The 26,926-nt window shown below is 27.8% G+C and carries 20 protein-coding genes; 9 read left to right on the top strand and 11 right to left on the bottom strand.

Annotation, left to right across the window (positions count from 1 at the left end):
- Nucleotides 1–80: 80 nt before the first annotated feature.
- The 3 genes from AC2A4K_RS08000 to AC2A4K_RS07990 all read left to right on the top strand — a co-directional run bounded on the left by AC2A4K_RS08000 (nt 81) and on the right by AC2A4K_RS07990 (nt 3,891).
- Complete coding sequence (locus AC2A4K_RS08000) at nt 81–899, top strand: AraC family transcriptional regulator (RefSeq protein WP_322503469.1); 819 nt, start codon at nt 81–83, stop codon at nt 897–899.
- Between the two features lie 155 nt (nt 900–1,054).
- Nucleotides 1,055–1,567: a ferritin gene (locus tag AC2A4K_RS07995; RefSeq protein WP_322503470.1), complete on the top strand. Its 513-nt coding sequence runs from the start codon at nt 1,055–1,057 to the stop codon at nt 1,565–1,567.
- A 326-nt stretch (nt 1,568–1,893) separates the two neighbouring features.
- Nucleotides 1,894–3,891 carry a KUP/HAK/KT family potassium transporter gene (locus AC2A4K_RS07990; protein WP_322503471.1) on the top strand — a complete coding sequence of 666 codons (1,998 nt, stop codon included), beginning with the start codon at nt 1,894–1,896 and terminating at the stop codon, nt 3,889–3,891.
- Between the two features lie 278 nt (nt 3,892–4,169).
- Here the strand turns inward: AC2A4K_RS07990 and AC2A4K_RS07985 are convergent, their stop codons facing one another.
- Together AC2A4K_RS07985 and AC2A4K_RS07980 are read right to left on the bottom strand one after the other, a co-directional pair.
- Nucleotides 4,170–4,523: a hypothetical protein gene (locus AC2A4K_RS07985; RefSeq protein WP_322503472.1), complete on the bottom strand. Its 354-nt coding sequence runs from the start codon at nt 4,521–4,523 to the stop codon at nt 4,170–4,172.
- 227 nt (nt 4,524–4,750) lie between these two features.
- Nucleotides 4,751–6,703, bottom strand: a complete 1,953-nt coding sequence (locus AC2A4K_RS07980; protein WP_322503473.1) for a translation factor GTPase family protein — start codon at nt 6,701–6,703, stop codon at nt 4,751–4,753.
- A gap of 211 nt (nt 6,704–6,914) precedes the next feature.
- Between AC2A4K_RS07980 and AC2A4K_RS07975 the strand changes: the two genes are divergently transcribed.
- From AC2A4K_RS07975 to AC2A4K_RS07965, 3 genes are all read left to right on the top strand, one after another.
- Nucleotides 6,915–7,934 carry a lactonase family protein gene (locus AC2A4K_RS07975; RefSeq protein WP_322503474.1) on the top strand — a complete coding sequence of 340 codons (1,020 nt, stop codon included), beginning with the start codon at nt 6,915–6,917 and terminating at the stop codon, nt 7,932–7,934.
- A gap of 197 nt (nt 7,935–8,131) precedes the next feature.
- Complete coding sequence (locus AC2A4K_RS07970) at nt 8,132–8,302, top strand: hypothetical protein (protein ID WP_322503475.1); 171 nt, start codon at nt 8,132–8,134, stop codon at nt 8,300–8,302.
- A 12-nt stretch (nt 8,303–8,314) separates the two neighbouring features.
- Nucleotides 8,315–8,458 carry a hypothetical protein gene (locus AC2A4K_RS07965; RefSeq protein ID WP_322503476.1) on the top strand — a complete coding sequence of 48 codons (144 nt, stop codon included), beginning with the start codon at nt 8,315–8,317 and terminating at the stop codon, nt 8,456–8,458.
- Nucleotides 8,459–8,508: 50 nt separating this feature from the next.
- On the opposite strand, the gene AC2A4K_RS07960 is transcribed toward AC2A4K_RS07965, so the two are convergent.
- A complete protein-coding gene (locus AC2A4K_RS07960) occupies nt 8,509–9,297 on the bottom strand; it encodes a histidinol-phosphatase (RefSeq protein WP_322503477.1) in 789 nt (262 codons plus the stop codon).
- A 239-nt stretch (nt 9,298–9,536) separates the two neighbouring features.
- On the opposite strand from AC2A4K_RS07960, the gene AC2A4K_RS07955 reads away from it, so the two are divergent.
- Nucleotides 9,537–10,160, top strand: coding sequence for a methyltransferase (locus AC2A4K_RS07955; protein WP_322503478.1), 624 nt, complete (start codon nt 9,537–9,539; stop codon nt 10,158–10,160).
- Nucleotides 10,161–10,193: 33 nt separating this feature from the next.
- A complete protein-coding gene (locus AC2A4K_RS07950) occupies nt 10,194–11,648 on the top strand; it encodes a cation:proton antiporter (protein ID WP_322503479.1) in 1,455 nt (484 codons plus the stop codon).
- A gap of 33 nt (nt 11,649–11,681) precedes the next feature.
- On the opposite strand, the gene AC2A4K_RS07945 is transcribed toward AC2A4K_RS07950, so the two are convergent.
- Nucleotides 11,682–13,586 carry an FUSC family protein gene (locus tag AC2A4K_RS07945; RefSeq protein ID WP_322503480.1) on the bottom strand — a complete coding sequence of 635 codons (1,905 nt, stop codon included), beginning with the start codon at nt 13,584–13,586 and terminating at the stop codon, nt 11,682–11,684.
- 262 nt (nt 13,587–13,848) lie between these two features.
- On the opposite strand from AC2A4K_RS07945, the gene AC2A4K_RS07940 reads away from it, so the two are divergent.
- Entirely contained in the window at nt 13,849–14,358 is a 510-nt protein-coding gene (locus tag AC2A4K_RS07940) for a flavin reductase (RefSeq protein WP_322503481.1), read from the top strand.
- 232 nt (nt 14,359–14,590) lie between these two features.
- On the opposite strand, the gene AC2A4K_RS07935 is transcribed toward AC2A4K_RS07940, so the two are convergent.
- The 7 genes from AC2A4K_RS07935 to lacZ form a co-directional block, all read right to left on the bottom strand.
- Nucleotides 14,591–14,716 carry a hypothetical protein gene (locus AC2A4K_RS07935; RefSeq protein ID WP_322503482.1) on the bottom strand — a complete coding sequence of 42 codons (126 nt, stop codon included), beginning with the start codon at nt 14,714–14,716 and terminating at the stop codon, nt 14,591–14,593.
- Between the two features lie 16 nt (nt 14,717–14,732).
- Complete coding sequence (locus AC2A4K_RS07930) at nt 14,733–15,728, bottom strand: hypothetical protein (protein ID WP_322503483.1); 996 nt, start codon at nt 15,726–15,728, stop codon at nt 14,733–14,735.
- Between the two features lie 260 nt (nt 15,729–15,988).
- A complete protein-coding gene (locus AC2A4K_RS07925; RefSeq protein WP_322503484.1) occupies nt 15,989–17,239 on the bottom strand; it encodes a Gfo/Idh/MocA family protein in 1,251 nt (416 codons plus the stop codon).
- Between the two features lie 115 nt (nt 17,240–17,354).
- Complete coding sequence (locus AC2A4K_RS07920; RefSeq protein ID WP_322503485.1) at nt 17,355–18,518, bottom strand: dicarboxylate/amino acid:cation symporter; 1,164 nt, start codon at nt 18,516–18,518, stop codon at nt 17,355–17,357.
- Between the two features lie 552 nt (nt 18,519–19,070).
- The gene (locus AC2A4K_RS07915; protein WP_322503486.1) at nt 19,071–19,550 is read right to left on the bottom strand and encodes a DUF4352 domain-containing protein; all 480 of its coding nucleotides are present in this window, start codon (nt 19,548–19,550) and stop codon (nt 19,071–19,073) included.
- 318 nt (nt 19,551–19,868) lie between these two features.
- Nucleotides 19,869–22,355, bottom strand: coding sequence for a CoA-disulfide reductase (locus tag AC2A4K_RS07910; protein WP_322503487.1), 2,487 nt, complete (start codon nt 22,353–22,355; stop codon nt 19,869–19,871).
- Between the two features lie 187 nt (nt 22,356–22,542).
- A complete protein-coding gene (gene lacZ, locus AC2A4K_RS07905; RefSeq protein WP_322503488.1) occupies nt 22,543–26,883 on the bottom strand; it encodes a beta-galactosidase, LacZ type in 4,341 nt (1,446 codons plus the stop codon).
- Nucleotides 26,884–26,926 lie beyond the last annotated feature (43 nt).

Here is a 26,926-nt window from a genome sequence, read left to right as displayed (position 1 = left end):
ATTATATAAAATTATTTTCTTTATTTAAGTAATCATTTTGCTATTTTTTGATATAATATTGCTTTTTAAGAGGAGAGATTATGAGTAATTATATATATGAAAATCATGTTCATAAAGATCCTAACTTCCCTGTAATATTTCATTGTGATATTTTAAATAAAAACAGACCTAACTTTATTATGCATTATCATGAAAGCATAGAACTTCTTTATTTTTTAGAAGGAACAGCAAAAATAAGCTGTAATAATAAAATATTTAATGCTACTTCTAAAGATATTGTAATAATAAATTCAAATGAACTACACTCAATAGAAACATATTCTGATTCATGTAAATATTATTGTCTTATTATAGATAAAAGCATGTTTAACTATAATAAGAAATACTTTGATGATTTCAGCTTTAAAAATTTGATTAAAGATGAATTTTTGAGGACAAAAATAGAAGAAATAAACTCTGAATTACTTGAAAAAAAGGAATTCTTCAAAGAGTTTATAAAATCAAATATACTTCAAATTTTAATTCATCTTCACAGAAACCATATTGACCATAAGAATCAATATATAAAAGTAAAAGATAATAATAAAATAATCATGGTAAAGGAAATAATAGCTTATTTAAAAGAAAATTATATGAATTCAATTTCAATTGATGATATATGCAATCATGTTTCCTTTAGTAAGTATTATACTTGTCGTACATTTAAAGAAGTTACAGGAAAAACCTTATTAGACTATATAAATCACATTCGATGCCTTAATGCTCGAAATTTAATTCTTTACAATGGATATACTATATCTGAAAGTGCTTATAGAAGTGGTTTTAATAATTTATCTTACTTTTCAAAAATCTATAAAAAACATATGGGATTGCTTCCATCAGAAGAAAAACTTACATAAATTCAAGCATGGTAAAGCAATTCGAAGAAACCACTATCTATTATTAATAGAATTATAATTTTAATTAATAATATTTATATATTAGTTTGATTAATTTTCTTTTTAATACTAAAATATTTTTATAGCAATAATAATAAAGAAGAAGGTGTACATATATGTTAAGTGAAAATTTATTAAAAAAACTTAATGAACAAGTTAACTTTGAATTCTACTCATCATACACTTATTTAGCTATGGCTGCTTATGCTGAATCAGTTGATTTAAGTGGTTTTGCTAACTTTTTCAGAGTTCAAGCTCAGGAAGAATTATTCCATGCAATGAAATTTTATGATTATATATTCCAAAAAAACGGAGTTGTTGAATTAGAACAAATAGATAAACCTAAATTCAACTTTGATAATATAATCGAAGCTTTTGAAAAAGGATATGAACATGAACAATTAGTAACTCGTAGAATTTACGAACTTGCTGATGTTGCTTTTGAAGAAAAAGAACATGCAACTATGAGTTTACTTCAATGGTTTATTGATGAACAAGTTGAAGAAGAAAATAACTTCCACTCATTATTAAAGAAAGTTAGAAGATCTGAAGGTAACCCAGCTGCTTTATATATGATGGATGATGAATTAGCAGCAAGAGTATTTACTCCACCAACAACTACAAGATAAAATTTAATCATTAATAAAAAATAGAGAGAAGGAATATTAAAACACTATTCTTTCTCTCTATTTTTGCTTTTTTTCCATATATTTCTCTACCTTTTATAAATTTATTGCATTTTTTATAAAAATCCTATGTTTTTTTTAACAAACTTTCTATGTAAAAGTTTTAATAAAATATATTTCATTTCTTTTTCACTAATTCCTTTACAGATATTCCTAATGGTGCTAGTATAATTTTTATTATATTTAAATTTTTTGTGTACACATTAATATTTTATCAATATTATAACAATTAAATAAATTAAACTTATCAGATTAAAGGAAGAATAAATATGAGTACTAATAAGAGTTCTATTAAGAAAATTACATTAGGAAGCTTTTTAATAGCCTTAGGAGTTGTTTATGGTGATATTGGAACTTCTCCTCTTTATGTTATGAAATCAATAATAAATGGTAATGGTGGATTAGCAAGTGTTACTCCTGATTTTATACTTGGAGTATTATCACTTATTTTCTGGACAATGACTTTATTAACAACAATAAAGTATGTTCTTATAACCTTAAAAGCTGATAATAAAGGAGAAGGTGGTATTTTCTCTCTTTATACCTTAGTACGTCGTCGTGCTAAGTGGCTTATTATACCAGCTATGATAGGTGGCTCTGCTTTATTAGCAGATGGAATGCTAACCCCTGCAGTAACTGTTACCTCTTCTATTGAGGGATTAAATGTTTTACCTAGCTTCAATCGCATTTTTGGAAGTAACCAAGATATAATTATAATTATAGTAATAGTAATAATAACTGTTTTATTCTTTATTCAACATTTTGGTACAGAAATCGTAGGCAAAATTTTTGGGCCAGTTATGTTTATTTGGTTTTGCTTTTTAGCTATATTAGGTATTGCAAATATGTCAGGGAATTTATATCTTTTAAAAGCTCTATCACCTTATTATGCTATAAAGATTTTATTTAGTCCTAACAATCACTTAGGATTTTTCATACTTGGAGGAGTATTCTTATCAACCACTGGAGCCGAGGCTTTATACTCTGATCTTGGACATGTTGGTAGAAAAAATATCTACTTTACCTGGCCATTTGTTAAAATTTGCTTGTTACTTAATTATTTTGGTCAGGCGGCTTGGATATTATCTCAAAAAGATAACACTGAGTTATATGGAATTGAAAGTTTAAATCCATTTTTCCAAATGATGCCTCATTGGCTTTTAATATTTGGAGTAATAATTTCAACCTTAGCTGCTATTATAGCATCTCAAGCTTTAATTTCAGGTTCTTATACCTTAGTTTCAGAAGCTATTAAATTAAATTTATTCCCAAGATTACAATGTCTTTATCCATCTAACTCTAAGGGACAAATTTATATGCCAGCTATAAATAAAATACTTTGGATTGCTTGTATAGCTATAGTTTTATACTTTAGAAGTTCAGATAATATGGAAGCAGCTTACGGATTATCAATAACTGTAACAATGCTTATGACATCAATACTTTTATTCAATTACCTATTAATGAAAAAAACTCCTCGACCAATTGCATTGGTTGTACTAATTTTCTTTGGTACTTTAGAGTCTTCATTCCTAATTTCAAGTGCAGTTAAATTTGAAAAGGGAGGCTTTGTATCTGTTCTAATAGCTTTATGTATTTTAAGCATAATGTATATTTGGATAAAAGGTCATTATATTAAGATGAGTTTACTAGACTACATTCCTATTGAAAACTATAAAAAACAATTAGAGGAATTAAAAAATGACGTAGATAGACCTAAGTATGCTACAAATCTTGTTTATTTAACAAGTTCAGAAAAATCTAAAAGAATAGAAAGAAAAATCATGTATTCTATATTAGATAAAAGACCTAAGAGAGCTGATGTATATTGGTTTGTAAATGTAGTTGTTACTGATGAACCTTATACAGCAGAATATACAGTAAATACATTTGGTACTGACTACATGGTTAAAGTTCAACTTAAACTTGGTTTTAGAGTTAACCAAAAGCTAAATGTATTTTTACGTCAAATAGTATGTGAGCTAATAGATAACGGTGATATTAAAGTTCAAAACAGAAAATATACTACTCTTCCTAATAGAAAAGTAGGTGATTTCCGCTTTACTCTTATAAATGAATGTTTATCATCAGAAAGTAAACTAAAATCATGGAACTCAATGATAATTAGAGCTAAACTTTTCATAAAGAAATTTACAGTTTCTCCAGCAAAATGGTTTGGACTTGAATCTAGTGAAATTGAAATTGAAAATGTTCCATTAATACTTGGATGCACTGAACATACTGTATTAACTCGTGTTTCTAAATAAAAAACAAGGTATAGATTAAAAAAATCTATACCTTACTTTATGCTCTATTTTAAGCCAGTGTTGATTTTTAGATAGAACTGTAAGACCATCTTAATGAGCATATAGTATTGCATCATATACGTAAGAATAATAACGTTAAGAAGCTTTTTCTGTTTGAGCGAAGCGAGTTTAAAAGCTTTAGCTATTATTCTGAAGTAGATGATAGCATTACTTTGCGAAATTAAGTAGGTCTGAAGGGCTAGCTAAAAATTAACACTCACCTAAAACATAGCCTTATTTTAAAAAGCTTTTAGCATCTCATCTCTTCTTCTCTTATTTACGTAATTTGCAAATCTCATTTTAAACCTTTCAAACTCTTTAAGTTTATAAAAATTATTTAAATCAAAAGTCAGAAATAATGTATCAACAATTAGATATTTCAAATCCTTTAAGTTGTCTACATTCTCATTATTAACTTCTAACTCATCAGCCTTTATCTTTAAATCTCCAATAGCGTTTTGAAATTTTTCAAGATTACTCATTACAAAGTCTTCACTAAAACCTTCAAAATTTTTATTTACTAATTCCTCTATAAAATCCACATAATTTTTATTTACTTCTCTATATTCATCATAAATATTTACTATTTCCATTTCTCCACCTCATAGATTGTTATTTACTAAAATAATACTATTGTTTCTTCATAAGGTTTAAATCTCTTAAACCTTAATATAAGTTTCTCTATAAATTATAACCAAGCTCTATACTTTTGTCTAATTGCTATATTTTAATTTAGGCTAAAATTTAAATTAAGAAATACACTCTCACTGTGTTTCATTGCATAAGTTCAAGATAGCAAATTAAAAATTTGGACTTTCACTTAACTTAAACAATGCATATGCTCTTTTGCCTCTTCTCCTTTTACCAAATAAGCTTGTCCTTTTGAACAAAATATAGATGTTGAAGTGTAATCAATATCTGCATTTTTATCATAACCAAACTTTTCAATAACTTCATCTTCATTATGACATAAATCATACCCTTCAAATTTAAGAGTAAGTCCTCCTTTGCCCTTAGTAAAAGATTGAAAGTCCATACCATAATTTATAAATGTAGAAACTGGACCTCTTCCCGTTATAGTTGCCCTCTCTCCATTTATAATTGGCTCATTAAACTCTCCACTCATTTTTTGTATATCGGTCATTACTCTTCCTATCAAGTTTATATCTACATCTATTTTAAACTTATAATAAGGTTCTAAAAGTTTGTTTTCTCCACTTTCTAACCCTTGTCTTAAGGCTCTCTTTGTAGCTTCTCTAAAGTCTCCTCCGCTTGTATGTTTATTGTGAGCTCTTCCTGTTAACAAGGTTATTCTAATATCAGTAATAGGTGATCCTGTCAATATACCTTTATGTTCACATTCAAATATATGAGTTCTAATTAGATTTTGATTTCCTACAGTAAGATCATCAGTATGACACTTATTTTCAAATACAATTCCTGAATTTCTCTTTCCAGGCTCAAGTTTTAAGTGTACTTCACTATAATGTCCTAAAGGCTCAAAATGGCCATATCCTATTACTTCTCCCTTTAAGGTTTCTCTATATAATATTTCTGGAATTCCAAATTCAATTTCTTCATTAAATCTATTTTTAACAACTTCCTTAAGAACTTCTAATTGGACTTTTCCCATAATGTTTATCTGTATCTCTTTTAATCTCTCATCCCAAGTTACCTTCAAGCTATTATCTTCACTTTCTAAAATTTTAAACCAAGAAAGCACTTCCTTTGGATTTAATTCTTCTCTATATAATACCTTAGATTTTAAAGTAGGAACCATATCATATGAAACCACATCTTCTATATCAATTCCATTTCCTGCCTCTAAATCTTTTACTCCAAGTACAGCAAATATATCTCCTGCATCTACTCTATTTACAAATTCATACCTATTTCCATTATAAACTCTAATTTCGTTTATCTTATCTCTAATCTCTTCTCCCTCTTTGAAATAAACTAATTCTTCCTTTGTCTTTAAGCATCCTTCCATAGCTTTTATAAAGGTTAGTCTATTTCCTTTTTCATCATATCTAATTTTAAATACTCTTCCTTTAAAAGAAGTCAATTCATCATTATAATTACTAAAGGATAGATTATCAAACCATCTTATAAAATTTTCTACTCCTTGATCTAATAAGGCAGATCCGCTTAAACATGGAAATACCTTTAAAGTTTTTATCATCTTTGCTAACTTATTTAAAATTAGTTTTTTATCTAAATCTCCTTCTAAATATGAATTTAATAATTCCTCATCCCTTTCAACTATTTCCTCTATAGTCTCCTCTTTTAATTCCTCATTAAACTCTTCATCAAAATAAATTATATTTTCACTTAGCTTGTTCTTCATTTCTTTTATAACATTATTTACATCAGCACCTTCTCTATCTACCTTATTTATAAAAATAAAGGTAGGCACCTCATACTTCTCTAATAATTCCCATATAGTTTCACTATGTCCTTGAACTCCTTCAACAGCACTTATAATTAATATGGCATAATCTAAGATACTAATTGTTCTCTCCATTTCAGGAGAAAAATCTATATGTCCTGGAGTATCTATAAGGTAATACTCATTATTCTCTATAGAAAATTTTCCAACTTCAGAATATATTGTTATTCCTCTTTCTTTTTCTATTTCATTATTATCTAAATAAGAGTTTTTATGATCAACTCTTCCCCTATTTTTTATACTCTTAGTGTGATATAAAAGCTGCTCTGAAAAAGTTGTTTTTCCTCCATCAACATGAGCTAATATGCCAATAGTCTTCTTCATTTACTTCCCTCCATCTATAAAAAAAATTAATCATTAAATTTTTTATATTTTTTTCTACTTTTATAGCCCTTGAAATCTTTACTATTTCCCTTTTATATGGTATAACAAATAATATTTAATATTATTTATAAATTTTGTTAACATATATCTTATATCATACAATATAGAATATAAACTTAACAATATAATTAAGTCAGAGGGGGCTTTAAAAATGAACAAATCTATTGCATATATAGGTACTTACACTAATGGGGCTAGTGAAGGTATATATAGATTATCTCTAGATACTGAAAAAGGAAATGTTGAAGATTTATCATTAGTTGCTAGATTCGGTAATCCTGCTTACTTATGCATAAATAAAAATAAACTCTATGCAGTTGGGAATCCATTTTCTTTAGATACCTTAGGTGGAGTTGCTTCTTTTAACATAGAAGAAGATCATTCATTAAAATTAACAGGAGCTAGTTTACTTCAAGGAAAAAGACCTTGCCATATAAACATACTTTCTAATAAACCTATAATTGTTTCAAGTAATTATCATGAAAAATCAATTAATACATATTCTTTAAATGAATCATTCGATATAGATACTTCTTTAAACGTATTTACTCATAAAGATGATTCGAAAATGCACTTTGCAACCTTAACTCCTGATGAGAAATTTATATGTGCTACAAATCTAGGAATGGATAGAATAGAACTTTTTGAAATTAATTTAGACAATACACTAACTTATATAGAAAACTTAAGCTTTCACTGTACCAAAGGATGTGGTCCAAGGCATATAGAGTTTTCAAAAAATGGAGAATTTGCATATGTTATATGTGAAAACAGCTCTGAAGTTATAATATTAAAATATTTAGGAGAAAATGGCTTTAAACTAATTCAATATACTCATGTACTTCCTAATGGATTTGGAGGTATGAATTTTGGGTCTGCTATTAAAATAAGTCCATGTAGTAAATTTTTATATGTATCTAATAGAGGTTTTAACGGAATATCTGCCTTTAGAATCAATGAAGAAAACGGAACTCTATCTCTTATAAATCACTATAGTTCTTATGGAGATTTTCCTAGAGATTTTGAAATAAGTCCATGTAACAAATTTTTGATTGTTGCAAATGAAAAATCAGATAACTTGACAATTTATTCAAAAAATTCAGATGGAACACTTAAACTTTTAAATAAAGATATATTTGTTCCTTCTCCTACATGTATAAAATTTAAATAGAAAAATAAGTGTATTAAGATAAATTAAAGCTTAATACACTTATTTTTTTATTCTTCTCTTTTACCATAAAGCTATTTTCCAATACCTTTTATATCTTACCAAAAAATATATTTAATTAATCTTTTTGCCTGTTATATGAAATATTCAAATGGATAAGCTATTAATAAATTCTAAAATGTTAAAGGAGGTACCAAAATTTGGATAATAATAAAAATAGACTAAAAGATAGACCTAAGTCAAATGCTGAAAAAAGAAAAATGTACTCAGAAGCAGGATCTGAAATAGGTATTGAAAATGGGCAAAAAAAAGGTGCACATTCAAACGGTAAAAAATTTACAAAGAGATCAAAACTTTCTCACAATAAATAGGAGGATACCCTTATGAATAAAAATTATAATAAAAAACAAAGAATAGATTCAACTTTCCCAACTTCTCATAATTACAATGACAAAATTAAAAATAAAGCCAATGAAAAGACTCCATATGGCTCTAATGAACCATCTCCTAGAACAACCTATAAATAATACTTATATGAGAAAATGGGGACTGTATCATTTCGATACAGTCCCTATTTTTAATCTTCATTAAATTCTAATCTATCTATGATACTTAAATTATGTTCCTTTGCAAAGTTAGCTCCCATATCTAAGTCATACATTTCTTCAGGATTATGAGCATCTATTCCAATTATTCTTTTTACATTATATTCTTTAGATAATTCCCAAAACTCTTTTATTGGATACTGATATCTTTCCCCATTATTATAAGAAAGCTTATCTTTTCTCATACCATTTACATTTATTTCTATAGGCATATCCATCTCTTCAGCAGCTTTTAAAATCCTTTTTGATGCCTCTTCTGCATGTTCATCCCAATTTCTATAAGTCATTCCAAAAAGATCTGGATGAGCAAGATAATCAAAATATCCACTTTTAATAGCCTCTACTACAAAATCAGCATAAACCATTAAGCTTTCAGGCGTTAACTCTATTGTACCAACATAAACCCACTCTCCTTTATAAGGAAAAAAGTGCACTCCTAAAGCTAAATAATCAGCCTTATATTTCTCCTTTAATTCTTCATAAAGCCATGCAAAATCAGGAAAATATTCACATTCCATTGATCTCTTTATTGATATTTTATCTCCATATTTCTTTATTGCCTCTTCTATTTTTCCAAAATAATCTTCTAAATCCTCATAAGCCATTCTATGATAATTATCTATATTCTTACCTGGATGTGGTAAATGATCAGAAATTCCAATCTCATCTATATTAGCTTTTATAGCCTCTTTAACATAATCTTCAATAGTTCCAGTAGCATGATTACATCTATATGTATGTGTATGATAATTGCTTTTCATTAAAATTCCTCCTATGTATTCAGCTTTTTTCATTTATTATTGTATCTAATTATAAAAAATTGACCAACACTAAATTTCTATTCTATAAATCCATTATCTCTTCTTTAGTTTAATTTGCATAAAGTATTTACAATTAACATAGAATTCCTTCTATCAAATTTTAACTTGCCCTATTTAATACAAAATACTATACTGATAATTGTAAATTTAAATACTAAAATTTTACGAAAGAGGACAATATGAAAGAACAATACTTTGAAAAATTACTCAACATAAAAACTTCTGGTGAACAAAAAATATTTAATGAATCTCTTCATTATAACAGGTATGAACCAACATCCTATGAAGTATTAGATGCTCTTTGCTCCCAATATGAATTTTCCGAAGATGATTCATTAATTGATTTTGGATGTGGAAAAGGAAGATTGAATTTTTATATCAATTACTTTTTTAATACTAAGGTCACTGGAATAGAAATGAATAACTTTTTTTATAATGAATGTTTAAGCAATAAAAAATCTTATTTATCACAAAATAAAAATAACATAGATAAAATAAACTTTATTAATTGCTTTGCAGAACAATATGAGATAAACTCAAAGGATAATAAATTTTATTTTTTCAATCCTTTTTCTGAACAAATATTTATAAAGGTTATTGGAAACATTCTTGATTCTGTATCTAATCATGAGAGGCAAGTAAATATTATACTTTATTACCCTTCTGATGATTATGCCTACTATTTAGAAAATTACACTCCTTTTTCTCTGAAGAAGGAAATAAAAATACCTAGAAAGTATGAACATGATTCAAGAGAAAAAATCCTTATATATGAACTTAGCTATTTAAATTTAATAATTTAATATAGAAAACTAAAGAAAAGAGAGGATTTATTTATGAATGAAACTATAAATTATGATTCATTATTGATCTTGTCTGTAGTAGCTTTTTTTACTCCTTTTTTAGTTTCAAAACTAAAAAGAGTAAAAATCCCCTATCAAGTTGGGGAGATTTTTATAGGTATACTATTAGGTAAAAGCTTTTTAAATATAATTAAACCTGATATTTGGATATTATTTTTATCAAATCTTGGCTTAGCTTACTTAATGTTCTTAAGTGGTCTTGCCATAGATTTTGATGAGCTTAAACCTAAAGAAGGAGAACTTTTAAAGGATTCAAAACTATTTACTAGTATAAAAATGTTTATTGTATCAATAACAACCTCTATACTATTATCCTTCACATTAAAGTTTGCAGGAATTTCTCAAGGCTATTTATTCTTCGCCTTATTATTCACTGCTGCAGCCCCTGGTCTACTTGTTCCTATTTTAAAAGCAAAGCACATTATAAATAGTAGCTATGGACAAACTTTACTTGTTTTTGGAATAATAACTCAATTAGTAAGTTTAATAGGTGTTACCTTTGTTGCTTCAGTTGCAGTAAATGGCGTTACTTTTAAAAGCTTTACTTTCTTAATAATTTTTGCTGTGGCCATAATAGTTTACTTTATAGCAAGAATAATTTTTAAAGTTCATGATTTCTCAACAATAGCATTTAAAAATCTTCACCTTAGCGTAAGAGGTGCCTTTGTTCTTGTTTTAGTATTAGTTGCTGTAGCTGAAAAAGTTGATTCTGAGATAATTTTAGGCTCATTTTTAGCTGGTATGGTATTTTCTCTAATAGTCGGAAAAGCTAAAGATGAAATCTCTCATCAATTAGATGTGGTTGGATATGGTTTCTTAATTCCTATATTCTTCATAATGGTAGGTGTTAATGTTGATTTAAAAGCTGTTTTTGAAAATCCACAATCTATTGCTAAGATACCTTTATTTATACTTATTTTCTTCTTAGTAAAATTTATACCGTCCCTTTTATTAAGAAAAAAATATGGAACTAAGAATTTTTTAGCAGCTTCTATGCTTTTAACAGCTCAACTTAGCTTAGTTATAGTAGGTGCTCAAATGGCCTTAAACTTAGGTTATATAAATACAGCTGATTATTCAGCCTTTGTGGTTACAACAGTAATAACTTGTATCTTATTCCCAATACTATTTGAAAAATTTATTGTATTTGATGAAGATACTAATGATACCGTAGAGGAAGATGAAAAAATAATAATACGTGAAGTAATTGTTACTAGTCACTGGTATATTGGTAAAGCTCTAAAGAATTGTAAGCTTCCTACAGGCTGTAGAATCTTCTCCATAGTAAGAGATGATCATGAATTTATGCCAAATGCTGATACTATCTTAGAAGAGCATGATTTAGTAATACTTGCTGGTGTTAAACATGATGTAAATGAAACACTTAATATGCTTTCAACTTGTGACTTAACTTTACCAGAAGAATAAAAAAAGAGAGTTTAAAACTCTCTTTTTTTATTCTTAATATATTAAGTTACTTAATTTTTTCATTTCTTTTACTACATAAAAAAGTTTATAAAGTAGTACAAGTATTAATCTTTCATCCTCTGTTTTTGCCTTTTCTAAATCTTCTATTACTAAATCTTCAAAATCTTTTTTCTTCATATAATTTTTAAAATCCTCAAAGCTTTTTTTAAATAAAGCTCTATTGTTTTTTATCATAGGACTCTTAACTAAAAAGTTTATATCTGATACAAAATCATTTTGTAATATTAATAACTCTTGAATCTGCTCTGATTTTATCTCTTTATTATTATAATTTATCTTCTTCCAAATACTATAACTTTCAAAAAAAGATAATACTAATTTTTCTTTATCTGAATCATCCTCTATTAAACTATCTAATATGTCCTCATTTAAATAAACATATCTCTTTATAGCCTTATTAGTTTCATCTTTCATTTTATAAGGAAATACATAATTCATAACTATTGCAACAATTATTGATGCTATTAAAATAAAGAATACCCTGTATTCACTTAATACGTAATAAGGTGTATGTGATGGATCCATTAATCCTGCCATTAATAAAGCATTTAATGTTATGAATATACATCTTATTTTGTAAGGAACAATGAACATACTTAAATATATGCAAATAACTATAAAAACAAATATTAATATTAGATTTGATTGAACAAAATAAAAAACTATATTAAATAAAATGGCTCCTATTATAGTACCTATAACTCTTGCCTTTGCTTTCTTATTGCTTTGTTCTGCGTATGGAATTAATAATAAAGAAATGGTGAATAATGCCCACTTCCCTTGAAAAATTTCAAAATAATTTACTATAAACACTGAAAAAGATAGTGTTATAGCAGCTTTTACTGCCAAATTAAATCTTAATGATCTTATGCTTAAATTTTTTCTAAACTTATGTAAATTAGCTTTTGAGGCTTTTAAAAAATTAATATTATCATTTGTATAATTTTTAATATCATCTTCCTTTACATCAAGCCCCTGTAAAAATTCTTTTATACTTAATTTAGCATTATAATAACTATATCTATCAAAGTCATCTCTTAATTTAAATGAATCCAAATAATTGTAGTATTCATTTAAGATCTTTTTAAAATTTTCCTTATCTCCATTAACCGTAAAGTTTTGTACATTTTTAAGTAATTCAATAGTTTTTTCAATAAGTTCCTTATTAACCTCTCTTTTTACGACTTCAGATGAAAGACTAGTTAATCTTTTTAGAAAAACCACTATTAAATTTTTAAAATATATGGAATACACTTGCTTTTTATCTAACTCTAATCTTTCATGAACCTTTACCTCAAGCTCCTTAATCATTAAAGCTACCTTTTCACTGTTATCTTTTTCTATATATCCAGTTTTTAATAATTCATTTAAATTTGTAATTAACAAAGTAATACATCCATTTATTGATTTATTGAATATATTATTAAAATTATACCTAGCTAAAATATAATAAAGTATCATTATAACTATACCGCCAAATATTAAAGCAAGTACTCTTTTTGGTAATTCATTAATTGTAACTGGTTGATATAACAAAAATAAATATAATTGTATAAAACCTAAAGCTTTAGTAGGTTTTGTATCATAAGTAAATGTAAAATATATAAAAAATGATACAATTAAGGTTACCATAGCACCTAAAATAGGGGTAAGTCCTGCAAAATATGCTCCTAAACCAACAAAAAGCTCAACCCCAATAAAATATAGTGTATGATGTATTGGGTTTATTGTATAATCCTCTCCAAACATTGCAGTAACTGTAATAACAGCTGCTAACCCAATAAAAAGATTTTCTTTTCCAAACAATAAAACAAAGAATAGTATAGAAGTTAAGGCTATTAAAAACATTTTTAGATACATAATTTGTTTCTTCCACATGTTTTATCACCTCTTGTCAAAACTCGTACTATTTTTATAATAAACACTAAGGTAACACTAATGTCAAGATGTATGCTAACCTTAAACATATTACTTACTTCACCTATGCTAAACTTATGCTTCATCTTTTTACCTTCTTTTCTTAAGATTTCATTATAAAAATGAACTGTTTATATATTTATTATAAACTAAAAGTTTTTTTAAAATATAATATTTGATATAATTTTATAAGATACTTATATAATAATTGGAGGAAAATATTATGGATAAGTTCATTGAAATTAAGACTGAAGAATTAAAAGAAAGTCCTTTCAAGTTAATCGGAAAAGATTGGATGCTTGTAACAGCAAAGAAAGATGATAAAGTTAATACAATGACAGCTTCTTGGGGCGGTCTTGGTGTTATGTGGGGAAAAGATGTTGCTTACATTGTTGTAAGACCTCAGCGTTATACAAAAGAGTTTATAGATAATTCTGATACTTTCTCTTTAACATTTTTCGATGATGAATATAAAAAGACATTAGGTTACTTAGGAAAAGTTTCTGGAAGAGATGAAGACAAGATTTCAAATTCAAATCTTACATTAAATACATGTGAAAACACACCTTATTTTGAAGAAGGAAAAGTTGTTCTTGTATGCAAAAAATTGTATGGACAATACTTAGATCCTAAATGTTTCTTAGAAGATGGAATAGATAAAAGATGGTATCCTGAAAAAGATTACCACATGCTTTATATAGCAGAAATTAAAAATGTACTTATAAAGAAATAAAAGTTTAAAGCAGTAGATATGAATAATTCTACTGCTTTTTATACTCCTATTATTTAGCAAGATTTATGCTTTTCTCCTTTTGAAGGATTTCCTTGTATATAATAAATTTTATAATCCTTATATTCTTTATTAAAATTCTTACCCATATTAGTGTATACCTCATAAGAAATTCTTGGCAAAAAATAAACAATAATAAATATCTTATTATTGTTTATTTAATACTTACAAAATTCTATTTATTTTTTTTGACCTCTTCTAGATAATCCTTTTTATTGACTATATTTTTTTCAAACTCCTTTACTGCACTTTTTGTGTAATTTCCTAAGGCAGCCCTACTTAAATTGTTCTTATTATTCATTTTTATCACTGCTCCTTTATATATAACGTTCTAAAAGAACATTTTCATAAAACACTTTAATTAAAGAGTTATTAACTGTAGTATTTTCTGATAAAAATGCTATTATTCCTTCTTCATTTCTCCATGGATTATTTGAATTATGATATTTAACTTCTCTCAAACTTTTTAATTGCTCTAATTCTTCTATAAGGATTAAGAACTCATTTCTCAAACAGTTGAAAATTTTTATATTAGCTTCTACTTTATTTTCCTCAATATTTAATAACATTTTAAACAATTCACCTTTTATGGAATTACTTTTTGTTAAAAACTTTTTATTAAGTTTTACAAGTTCTACAAAGTCCTTATTTAAATACTGATAAACATCTGTTCCAATCATTGTAAAGCTCTCTATATTTTCTAATATATCTAAAAGAATATAAATGTAATCTTTAGTTAATTCACCTAGATTACTTGAAATATTAATAACTAACCTCTTTTTTAACTCTTCTAAAATGTATTCAATCTTTTCTTTATGACAAGTACTTCTATAATTTTCTACTTCTTGATTTATAAAGTCGAGTATTTCATCTCTCCATAATTTATAATTAGAATCATTTAAATTCATTGCTTCATAAAGTTCAACATTATTCGTTATGCCATTATAGGTTAAACTTCCTGAAGATATATAACAAAATTTATCTGTTAATATAAAGTTAGCTTCATTTATTGAATTTAATATTGTTCCTATATTATTTTTCGAAAAATTTTCTATGAATTTGATTTCATTGACAACTTCTCTTTGATTTCTAAACATATAATTAAATGGACTTATAATTATTTTAGGACAATCAACATTATTTAATACTTCCCAGATCTTATCTGTAAATGGCAGTTCTCTACACCCTAAAACTATATATTTGGGATTACAATTTATTATATTAACTAATGTATTTTCTAAATTATTATCTAAATTTTTTATTCCTAAAGCAGCAACTATACGATTACTTACCTTATCAACTCTGCTTCGCATAAGTTTTTATCAAGCTCCTTAAAACTTGATAATTGCCTCCTTTCATAAATTTAAAATAATATAAATATTTTTATTTTTAGCTTAAATTTCAATGCTCTATCCCATCTTTATAGCAATGAAAATCTAAACTTATTTATACTCCCTTATACTATTCATATTATCAAAATTCTACATTTTTGTGATTTTTATCAAGATTTTCTATGCGTTTTATAATAAAAAAAGTCAGCTTAAGTCTTAGCTGACTTTTTTAAACTCTTTAATCATATTTTTGAATTCCAAAACTCATCTATATTAATTATACTATTATTTAATCTAGATTCTTCAGCCGCAAAAGCCATAATATGACTTTCTATACTTCTTAAGGCTGATGTTCTTGTTTCACTAACTCCTTCTCTTATAGATTTTATGAAATCCTTCATAATTCCAATATCTCCTCCAAGATGTCCTCCTTCAACTTCTTTTGGTATTATAATTTCTACTTCATCACTTCCAAACTTTTTAATTTCAATAATATTTTTTATATCATTTCCACCGACTTCACCTTCTGTAAACATTAATTTTATAGTTCTATGGATATCCTTTGTAAAAGCTGACAAATTAAATGTTGCAGTTACTTCATTATCAAAATCAAGTATTGTGACCATATGATCTACAACATTATTATCACATTTATAAACACATCTTCCATATGGTCCTTCTCTTAAGGATTTTTCTAAGTTTTCTGAAGTCGGATTAGGATGTACAACTGAAGTAAACACAGGTTTTTCTCCTAAATATAACTTTTTTGCAGAATAAGGACAATCCTCCTCACATTGACACTCTAAACACCTATTTCCCATATCCTTTTTAAAATTCTCTTCCTTAAAATAAGTCAGATGACCAAAAGAAGCTATTTTTTTACACTTAGCTCCAGTTAGCCATAATAATATATCCATGTCATGACAACTTTTAGCCAAAATTAATGGTGATGTTTCATTAGAATTTCTCCAATTTCCTCTTGTAAAACTATGAGCAAAATGCCAGTAACCTATATTTTCATTATGTTGAATATTAATAAGTCTTCCAAGCCTCCCACTATCTACTATATTTTTTAAAGCCTCAAAGAAAGGAGTATATCTTAAAACATGACATACCATAAATACTCTATCATTATATTTTTTTGCTAGTTCCCCTAGCCTTATAACTTCACCTAAGGAATTTGACATCGGTTTTTCTAACAAAACATTATATCCCTTTTCCAGTGCTATTTTTGTTGGCTTAAAATGTCCTTCATCATTGTTTGCTATTATAATACCATCTGCTAATTTATCTTCCTTTAACATATTCTCCCAAGTATTAAAAACAAGCTCATTCTTTATACCATGCTCCTCAACAAATAAATTTCTTCTCTCTTCATTAGGCTCTGCAATTGCAACAATTTCAACATCTTCTTTATTTTTCAAGGCATATGAAGAATAAGCAAATCTTCCTCTTGCCCCAGCTCCAATAACAGCTATGCTTACTTTTTTCATTATAATCCCTACCTTCATAATTAATATTGCATTTTATTATTAGTTCTACAATTTCATATATATTCCTTTTATTAAAATAAAAAAAGGTATGTCTTAATAACATACCTTTCAACTATTATAAATTTCTTTTTTTAGCTATACCTGTTAGCATAAGTGCTATAGCTCCATCCCCAGTAACATTACATGCTGTTCCAAAACTATCTTGAAGAGCAAATATTGTTAGCATAAGTGCTGTCCCAGCTTCGTCAAAAGCTAATACGCTAATTATTAACCCTAAAGATGCCATTACAGTTCCACCTGGAACTCCCGGTGCTCCTATAGCAAACACACCTAATAATAATATAAATAATATCATGGTTGGCAAACTAGGAATTTTACCATATAAAATTTGTGATACTGTCATTACAAAGAATACTTCTGTAAGAACTGAACCACATAAGTGGATGTTTGAGCATAATGGTATTGCAAAATCTACTATGTCCTCTCTTAAGGCCTTTGATTTCTTAGCTGATTCTAAAGCTACTGGTAATGTGGCAGCACTTGACATTGTTCCTACGGCAGTAAGATATGCTGGTCCATAGTATTTTACAACTTCCCATGGATTTTCTTTTGATATCAATCCACCTATTAAGTACAAAACTGTTAACCATATAAAATGACCAAATAATACAATTAATATAACTTTAAAGAATACAGGAAGCTGAGTACTTAAACCACCTTCATAAGCTAAAACTGCAAAATTAGTAGCTATGAAAAATGGTAATATAGGTATTATTATTTTATTTACAATACTAAGTACTATATCTTGAAATTGATCTAAAAGCTTTTCTACTAAATCAGCCTTTGTCCATCCAACAGCTAGTCCTAAAAGTAAAGCTAATGCTAAAGCACTCATTACACTCATCACTGGTGGTATATCTAATTTAAATATAAGTTCTGGTAATTCCTTCAATGATGATATATTGGATACTATAGATAATTTAGGAATTAAAACATATCCAGCAATCATTGAAAGAGTAGCAGCAAAAACTGAAGATAAATAAGCTATTAAAACAGCATATCCTAACAATTTACTTGCATTCTCCTTTAATTTAGCAATAGATGGTGCTATAAATCCTAAAATAATAAGAGGAACAGAGAAAAATATAATTTGTCCTAATACATATTTAATAGTCACAATTGTTGACATTAGCCCCTCTGAAGAATATGTACCTATTATTATTCCTAATATGACACCTAAAATAAGTTTAAAAATAAGATTATTAAATAATTTCTTCACAATTTAACCCCCTTTATTTTGTATTTTCTATGTAAAGAATTATTTATAAAGCATAATAAAATAAAAAAACTTCCGCCTCTATACAGAGGCAGAAGTATAAATTCCGCGGTTCCACTCTGATTTTATGTAATAAAATATTAATAAAAGTTAAATTACAAAATCTCTTTAGGTACAAACATACCACTCTGCTATAACGGGCATTCCCGCATTCCCCTACTTTAACCTAAAATTATTTCTGGAAATGAGCTCATAGAGGCACTCATGAAAAAATTCTTTAAAGTCTTTTCCAACCTAGAAGACTCTCTCTGTATAAAGAAATTAATTCTACTTTTCTAATCATAGCCTTTACTTTATCTAAAAATTAATCCTTAGTGTTTTCCTAAGAATTAATTTTATTATAATGTGAATTTTATCCTTAGTCAACATAAATTTAAAATTTTGTAAATAAAAAGAGTAATATGTTTACAAACATTACTCTTTTTATTTCTAAATGTATTTCTATAATTTAAATATAACTATTACTACGAATTTTACTGTATATAATGCCGAATTTTATAATCTAACTGTTGCTACATCATTTTTAAATATATTAGGTATATAATTTAGTTTTAAATCTTTAGCTCCTATAGGTTCTTGAACTACAATAGTTCCTGTTACTTCTTCTCCTGGAGATAAAATTCCTTTATTTAAAGCTTCTTTGCCGTCAATAGCTGTAAAAGTTCTATCTTTTATTTCCCCCTTACTATTTTCAACTTGGAAGCTATATGGATTATAATTCATATCTGAATTTCCATTATTCTTAAGTGTTACATTAAGAACTACAAATTCATTACCATCCTTAGGTTTATCACTATCTGTTCCCATACTTGTTTTGATGCTATTTACTATGAAGCTTTGATTATTAATTTTAACTGTATCACCTATATTATAAACTTCTTCACTAGCATATTTATTAAAGCAAATTTTACTTGCTCCTCCAAGTACTATTAAAGTAACTAATACAACAATTATTCCTTTGAATTTTTTCGACATCTAATCACCTTACCTATATATTTTTTTAAGAACGTATTTGATTATATAAATCTCAATATTCCAAGTCAATATTCAAATTCACTATTAGCTTTTATTTTAAACATTTTCATCTTTATTATTCATTAAATTTATTAAAAATATACCAATATTTAAATTCTAAATTTTTCCTTTAAATTAATTATTAAACTTAAATTTTTATTTATATTGCGAAAAAAAGTTAATCAAAATACAAAAGAGTTAACCAATTAATAATTTCTTACTTCAAAATTAAGGTTAACTCTTTATTACTTAATGATTAAATTATTTGTAAATTAAATTTTATATGAATAAGTTTAATCCTGAATCTTCAGCTGCTCCTAAATATGATGCAACTCCTCCAATTTCAACTCCATCTATAAACTCTTCTTTCTTTATTCCCATTAAATCCATACTCATAGCACAGGCAACTACATTTACCCCCATATCAATAGCATTTTTTATTAATGTTTCTAAATTTTCAACATTATTGTCTTTCATTATTTTCTTTATCATAGCTGGTCCCATTCCCATCATATTCATTTGGGATAAAGGAAGTTTTTCTGAATTTCCTGGAAGCATAGCATCAAACATCTTTTCAATTGTTTTCTTTTCAACTTTTGGTTTGTCTTTCCTCTTTAATATACTAAGTCCCCAGAAAGTAAAGAACATAGTAACTTTTTTACCCATGGAAGCAGCTCCTGTCGCTATTATAAAGGATGCTATAGCTTTATCTAAATCTCCACTAAACACTACTAAAGTAGCTCCATCTTTAGTAAGATTACCTGAATATTTTCTTACACATGCAGATTCTGAAGTTCCCTTTTGAATATAAGCCTCAACAATTTTTTTATCATTCATTACCGCTCTTAAAAGAGTATTTCCTGTTTTTTCACACCAACTCTTTATGTCTTTTACAAAACCTGGATCACTTGCAGAAACCTTTAAAATTTCTTCATCCTTCATTTTATTAGTCTCTTCAAAAACTCTTTTTATAGGTCCTGGACATTGAAGACCACATGCATTTAAATTAACATCTACTTTTATATTATTTAAATCAACTTCCTTCGAATTCATATTCTTCTCCTCAATATTAGCTAAACTTTCTTTTTTTAAAATTTCTTGATTTCTCAGAGCACTATCTACTTTTTTTATAGCTAGATATGTCTTAATTCCTCCATCTATATTAGTTACATCATATCCTTTTTGCTCTAATATTCTACACCCTACATATCCTCTTAATCCTACCTGACAAGTTACATATATCTTTTTATCTTTTGGAATCTCATTTATTCTTTCCCTTAGCTGTCCAAGTGGAATATTTACAGCGTTTTCTATTTTACCTGTCATAAGCTCAAATACTTCTCTAACATCCACAATTAAAGAATTATTTTTATCTAGCAAATCAACTTCATGCCATTGAATTGTTTTCACATTACCTTCAATTATATTAGAAGCATAGTATCCAAGCATATTTACTGGATCTTTTGCTGAATTATAAGGAGGTGCATAACAAGGTTCTATATCCTGTAAATCTTCTACCTTCAATCCCGCCTTAATAGCTGTTGCTAAGACATCTATTCTCTTCTCAACACCTTCCATTCCAACCCCCTGTGCTCCATATATTTCTCCTGTTTTAGGATTAAATAGCATTTTAAATGCAACTGGGAAAGCACCTGGAAAATATCCCGCATGAGAAGAAGGATGAATATGAATAGCCTTATATTGTAATCCTAATCTTTTTAAAGTCTTTTCATTATTTCCAGTTGAAGCAACAGTATAGTCAAAAACTTTAGCTACCGAAGAGCCTAAAGTTCCTTTATATTCAACATGTTTTCCACATATATTATCAGCAACCAATCTTCCCTGTCTATTTGCAGGCCACGCTAAAGGAATCATTGTAGGTTTCTTATTAACAAAATCCATGATTTCTACAGCGTCACCTAAAGCATAAATGTTTTCATCTGAAGTTTTCATTGTTTTATCAATAATTATTGCTCCTCTTTCATTTAAATTTAAACCGGCCTCTTGAGCTACTTTAGTTTCTGGTCTAACACCTATTGAAAGAATTATCATATCAGTACTTATTTCTCTTCCACTGCTTAATAAAACCTTTTTCCCGCCCTCCTCAAAAGAAGAAACGCCATCTTCTAGGATAAGCTCTACTCCTTTATCTATTAAATGCTCATGAATAATACTAGCCATCTCAATATCTATGGGTGCCATAACTTGATTTGAAGCCTCAACTAAAGTTACCTTAATCCCTCTTTCATGAAGATTTTCAGCCATCTCAAGACCTATAAATCCACCACCAATTACAGTAGCATGCTTAGGCTTAATATCATCTACATAAGCTTTTATCTTATCTGTATCTGGAATATTTCTAAGAGTAAATAAATTATCGCATTTATCTATGCCATTAATTCCTGGTTTTAAAGGCTTAGCCCCTGGTGATAAAACTAAAATATCATAGCTCTCTTCATATTCCTCACCATTTTTATGATTTTTTACTTTTACTTTTTTATTTTCTTTATCTATTGAAATAACTTCACTTAAGTTTCTTATATCTAATTTAAATTTATCTGACATTTGTTCTACAGTTTGAACTATTAAATTACTTCTATTCTCAATTGTTTCTCCTATATAGTAAGGTAATCCACAGTTTGCAAAAGATATATATTCACCTTTCTCAAACATTACTATTTCAGCATTTTCATCTAATCTTCTAAGTCTTGCTGCAGTAGAAGCTCCCCCTGCAACTCCACCAACTATAACAATTCTTTTATTCATAATAATAAGTTCTCCTTTAAATAACATTGTTTCTTATTGATTTATTTTGTGATTTTTTTAACTTTGAGACTCATAATCATCTATCTAATTTACAATATAATTATAAAAAAATATATGTACTTCTTCTGTGACTTTGTCACACAAAAAAAAGCACCTTCTTTAACTAGTAAAGAAGATGCTTTTAATATTACTTGTTATTTTTCTTTTTTAATAATCTTACTCCTGCCAAAGATGCTATTAAACCAACAACGGCAAAGTTCGCAACATCTTGTCCTGTATTTGGTAAATTATCTGGCTTCTCTGGTTTCTCAGGCTTCTCTGGTTTCTCTGGTTTTTCTGAAGGATCATCTTTTATTGTAAAGTTTATTTTATAGGTATTCATAGCACTTCCTTCTGATATTACCTTAATATAACTTGTACCAGGAATAGATGGAGTATTTTCAATAAATGCTTTTGCTTCTTTGCTATTTACCACTGCTTCTATTTCAGGTGTTCCTGTATAATCCTTTGGTAACTCCACATCATATTCAAAAACATCAGGCTTGAACTCCTTTATCTTTTCTCCATTTACTTTTAAGGATTTTAAAGATGTATCTTTATTTGCTTCAGATTTTATAAATTTAGCATCCGCCCAGTTTCCATGATCATATTTAATATTTCCATCATAATCTTCAATATATAAGGCTAATTTCTTAGCATTTTTTAAATCTACTTCAACTTTATGTCCATTCCAAGTGCTGTATATTCTATCACTATTGAATACTTCTTTTCCATCAACCTCAACTCTAGCTACTACAGATGGTCCATATCCGCTTACGCCTCTATCCATTCCAACATAAGCTTCAAATTTTTCATATCCCTTTCCTTTTAAGTCAACTACTATTTCTGAGTTTGAATTTACTCCTACACCTTTATCAAAAGTTTTTGTCATACCATCAACTTTTAATACTAATGGATTATTTACTACTGACTTATCTCTTACAGGTTCATACATTCCAGAAGTTGCGCTTTCCCACTCTATATCTGAAATATACTCAACATTGTGCGTTCCAAAATTTATAACATATTCTTTGCTATAAATTTCATTTAAAAGATCATCTTTATGAGTAACCTTAACAGTAGCTTTTCCTGGGATTGTATCTACATTTTCTATCTCTACATCTATATTATCATTAGCTTTTACAACTTCTATTACTGGAGGCTTTTCTAATGTTTTTTCTAAATAATCTACATTATACTCTGTAATATTTTCATTAAAGTCTTTTACGCTAACTCCATCAACTTTAATATCTTCAACTAAATCTTCCTTTAAATTCTTTTTACTTATTTCCATTGGAGAAACACTATCATCTATTCCTTTAAGTTTAAAAGAATAGTTGTATGTTTTTCCACTTTCATTCATAAATTCTCTGTGTGGTTTTGCACCCCAACTGTTATCTCCACCAACACCCATTTGTCTATAATTAAGTCTTAAAACAACACTGTCCTCTTTTTCTAGTTCATATGGGTGACGTTTACCTGATGAAAGTTCTTCAGGAGTGTAATTTAAAGCATTAAATTCTATACTAGGTATTCCAGATGCCATTAATCCTACTCCACTATTGTTAGTTAATGTTACCCATCTAGTATCTGTTCTATTTCCTGTTTCAGATGGTTCTATATATGGAAAGAAGAAATCTTCTACTTTTTTATTATAAACACCAACATCATATCCAGTATTTCTGTCAATATAGTTCTCTTCTGGTCCTCTTCCATACCAAGTAACATTATCAAACTCTTTAGGAAGTTGAAGCATCATTCCTATCTCAGGTATTTCAGAAAGCTCTTCTGGAGCATTAAGAGTGTTACTTACAACAACCTCTCCATTTCCATAAACAATGTATTCAACATTAAGCTTAGATTCTACACTTGTTGGTAATGTAAAATCTACATTTATTTTTACAGCTTTATCTCCAACTTCTGTAATTTCTAGATTTTCAACCTTAGCATTTACTCCTGCATGTCTCCAAGTTTCAAATACTCCTTCAAAACCAAACCCCTTATCATTATCATTAGATGCTCTCCAGTAATTAGGTCTTATAGCTTCTTCTATAAGTTCAGTCTCACTTCCATTTTTGTCTATTTTATATGATTCTAAAGCACCTGTTGCTTTATCGAAAGAAACTTTAAATCCTTCTCCATTAACATTTACCTTATTCTCTTCATCTTTAAGTTTTATTGAACTCATTGAACTTAAATCAATTCCTTTTTCAGCCTCATTATCAAATGGAAGCTTAAATTGTTGTTTTGATACTACATGTCCTTTTTCAGCCCAAGATTCATCTTCCTTTAATTCAAAGCTTAAATTTAACCAATACTCAACTCCTAGTTTAACCTCGGGCTTTGTAAATGGAACAGTAACTTCTTTTGAACTTAAAGGATCAACTGATAAATCTAAGTCTCCACTTTGAACAACCTTATCATCCGCTCTTAATTCCCATTTCCCCTTATATTTATTTACATTAGTAAACAAATGTTCATTTATTATATTAACCTTTCCATTAAGAATATCAACATCTTTTATTTCAATCTCTTGATAAACTTTTTTAACTTCTTGAAGCTCAGGTTGAACTGTTCTATCAGCTGAAACTAAACCATTAGCACAGAAGTTTCCATCTGTAAAATCTTCATCTCCCCAATCTCCACCATAACTAAAGTACTCTTCTCCAGTTTCTTCATCTTTCATTCTTATGGATTGATCAACCCAATCCCATATAAATCCACCTTGCATTATGTCGTATTTATCAAAAACATCCCAATACTTTTGAAGATTTCCTATACTATTTCCCATTCCATGTGCATACTCACATTGTATATAGGGCTTTGTATTATCAGGATCATTAGCATAAGATTCCATTTCTTCTATAGTTCTGTACATTCTACTGTATACATCACCTACATTTCTCTCTGCCTCGTAATGTACTAATCTTGTTGGGTCATTTTCTCTTATCCAGTCTGCAGCTATCTCGAAGTTCTTTCCTCCGCTTGATTCATTTCCTAAAGACCACATTATTATACTTGGCTCATTCTTTGATCTTTCTAACATTGATTTTTGTCTATCTATAACTGCTGCTGTCCATTCCGGTCTACTTTGTGGTATGTCATCTAATCTACCATGAGTCTCTAAATTAGCCTCATCCATAACATATAATCCATACTCTTCAGTTAAGTCATACCATCTTGGATCATTAGGATAGTGAGATGATCTAACTGAATTTATATTATATTGTTTCATAAGTTCAATATCTTTAATCATGCTTTCTTCAGTTAAAGTTCTACCAGTGTCTGGTAAAAACTCATGTCTATTTACCCCTTTAAAAGAGATTGGTTGTCCATTTATGCATACCTGATTATTTATTACCTCAATCTCTCTAAAACCAACTCTATTACTTATTGTTTCAATTACTTCTCCTTCACTATTTTCTAAAGCAATTACATAAGTATATAAATTAGGTGTTTCTGCTGTCCATTTTTTAGGATTTTCAATCTTTGTATTAATATTGATTATTGCATCCTCTTCATTATTTAATTCAAACTCTTTAAAATCTTCTTTTACTAATTCTTTATTCTCATTATATAAAAGGCCTCTTATCTTATATTGTCCAACCTCAATTCCATAGTTTGAAACATTAACTTCCACATTTAAATCTGAATCTATATAATTCTCATCTAAATCTGTAACTAATGTATAATCTCTCATATGAGCTTTAGGAGTTGAATATAAAAATACATCTCTAAATATTCCACTTAACTTAATCATATCTTGAGATTCTAACCAACTACCATCGCTCCATCTATGAACCTTAACTGAAATTTCATTGTCTCCTTCTTTAAGGAATTTTCCTATATTAAAATCATGTCCTGTAAATGAATCCTCACTATATCCTACATATTCACCATTCACATATAAATAATATGCAGATTCAACCCCTTGAAAAGATACGAAAACTTCTCTTCCATCCCAACCTTCAGGAACAGTAAAAGTTCTTTTATAATAACCAATTGGATTATAGTCAGTAGGAACATCTGGTGGCTCAGGTATATTGTCTTGATACTCCCAAGGATAAGCAGTATCATTATATCTTGGTTGATCATATCCATGTAACTGCCAGCTTGATGGAACTGGTATAGTATCCCATGAACTTGAATCAAAGTCAGTCTTATAAAAATCTTTTATATCCTTATTATAGGTTTCCACCATATTAAATTTCCAGTCTCCATTTAAAGACATGTAATTCTCAGAATTAGAATAATTTGAATACTTAGGATTATTAAGCGCATCCTCTATACTATTAAAAGGCATTAATGTAGAATGTGCTTCCTCTCTATTATCCTCAAATTTTTCAGGATTGCTAGCCCAAAAAGCACCTTTCTCAATTTCTACGCCTTTCATTTTAGCAAAAACCCATTCACCGCTAAAATTATTTAACAGCATACCAGAACTTAAAGCAACAGTTAAAATTTTAGCAATTGTTTTTTTGTTCATCATAATATTCTCCCCCTTAAAATAATTGGATCTGTTGAGTTAAATG

The organism is Clostridium sp. LIBA-8841 (assembly GCF_057782475.1).
This window is presented reverse-complemented; position numbering and strand designations above follow the sequence as displayed.

What these genes read in the sequence shown, in the direction of transcription:
- AC2A4K_RS07975 (WP_322503474.1), top strand. Translation starts at nt 6,915, where the DNA reads ATGAACAAATCTATTGCATATATAGGTACTTACACTAATGGGGCTAGT.
- AC2A4K_RS07940 (WP_322503481.1), top strand. Translation starts at nt 13,849, where the DNA reads ATGGATAAGTTCATTGAAATTAAGACTGAAGAATTAAAAGAAAGTCCT.
- AC2A4K_RS07935 (WP_322503482.1), bottom strand. Translation starts at nt 14,716, where the DNA reads ATGAATAATAAGAACAATTTAAGTAGGGCTGCCTTAGGAAATTACACA.
- AC2A4K_RS07990 (WP_322503471.1), top strand. Translation starts at nt 1,894, where the DNA reads ATGAGTACTAATAAGAGTTCTATTAAGAAAATTACATTAGGAAGCTTT.
- AC2A4K_RS08000 (WP_322503469.1), top strand. Translation starts at nt 81, where the DNA reads ATGAGTAATTATATATATGAAAATCATGTTCATAAAGATCCTAACTTC.
- AC2A4K_RS07925 (WP_322503484.1), bottom strand. Translation starts at nt 17,239, where the DNA reads ATGAAAAAAGTAAGCATAGCTGTTATTGGAGCTGGGGCAAGAGGAAGA.
- AC2A4K_RS07985 (WP_322503472.1), bottom strand. Translation starts at nt 4,523, where the DNA reads ATGGAAATAGTAAATATTTATGATGAATATAGAGAAGTAAATAAAAAT.
- AC2A4K_RS07910 (WP_322503487.1), bottom strand. Translation starts at nt 22,355, where the DNA reads ATGAATAAAAGAATTGTTATAGTTGGTGGAGTTGCAGGGGGAGCTTCT.
- AC2A4K_RS07995 (WP_322503470.1), top strand. Translation starts at nt 1,055, where the DNA reads ATGTTAAGTGAAAATTTATTAAAAAAACTTAATGAACAAGTTAACTTT.
- AC2A4K_RS07980 (WP_322503473.1), bottom strand. Translation starts at nt 6,703, where the DNA reads ATGAAGAAGACTATTGGCATATTAGCTCATGTTGATGGAGGAAAAACA.
- AC2A4K_RS07960 (WP_322503477.1), bottom strand. Translation starts at nt 9,297, where the DNA reads ATGAAAAGCAATTATCATACACATACATATAGATGTAATCATGCTACT.
- AC2A4K_RS07930 (WP_322503483.1), bottom strand. Translation starts at nt 15,728, where the DNA reads ATGCGAAGCAGAGTTGATAAGGTAAGTAATCGTATAGTTGCTGCTTTA.
- AC2A4K_RS07950 (WP_322503479.1), top strand. Translation starts at nt 10,194, where the DNA reads ATGAATGAAACTATAAATTATGATTCATTATTGATCTTGTCTGTAGTA.
- AC2A4K_RS07955 (WP_322503478.1), top strand. Translation starts at nt 9,537, where the DNA reads ATGAAAGAACAATACTTTGAAAAATTACTCAACATAAAAACTTCTGGT.
- AC2A4K_RS07965 (WP_322503476.1), top strand. Translation starts at nt 8,315, where the DNA reads ATGAATAAAAATTATAATAAAAAACAAAGAATAGATTCAACTTTCCCA.
- AC2A4K_RS07915 (WP_322503486.1), bottom strand. Translation starts at nt 19,550, where the DNA reads ATGTCGAAAAAATTCAAAGGAATAATTGTTGTATTAGTTACTTTAATA.
- AC2A4K_RS07945 (WP_322503480.1), bottom strand. Translation starts at nt 13,586, where the DNA reads ATGTGGAAGAAACAAATTATGTATCTAAAAATGTTTTTAATAGCCTTA.
- lacZ (WP_322503488.1), bottom strand. Translation starts at nt 26,883, where the DNA reads ATGATGAACAAAAAAACAATTGCTAAAATTTTAACTGTTGCTTTAAGT.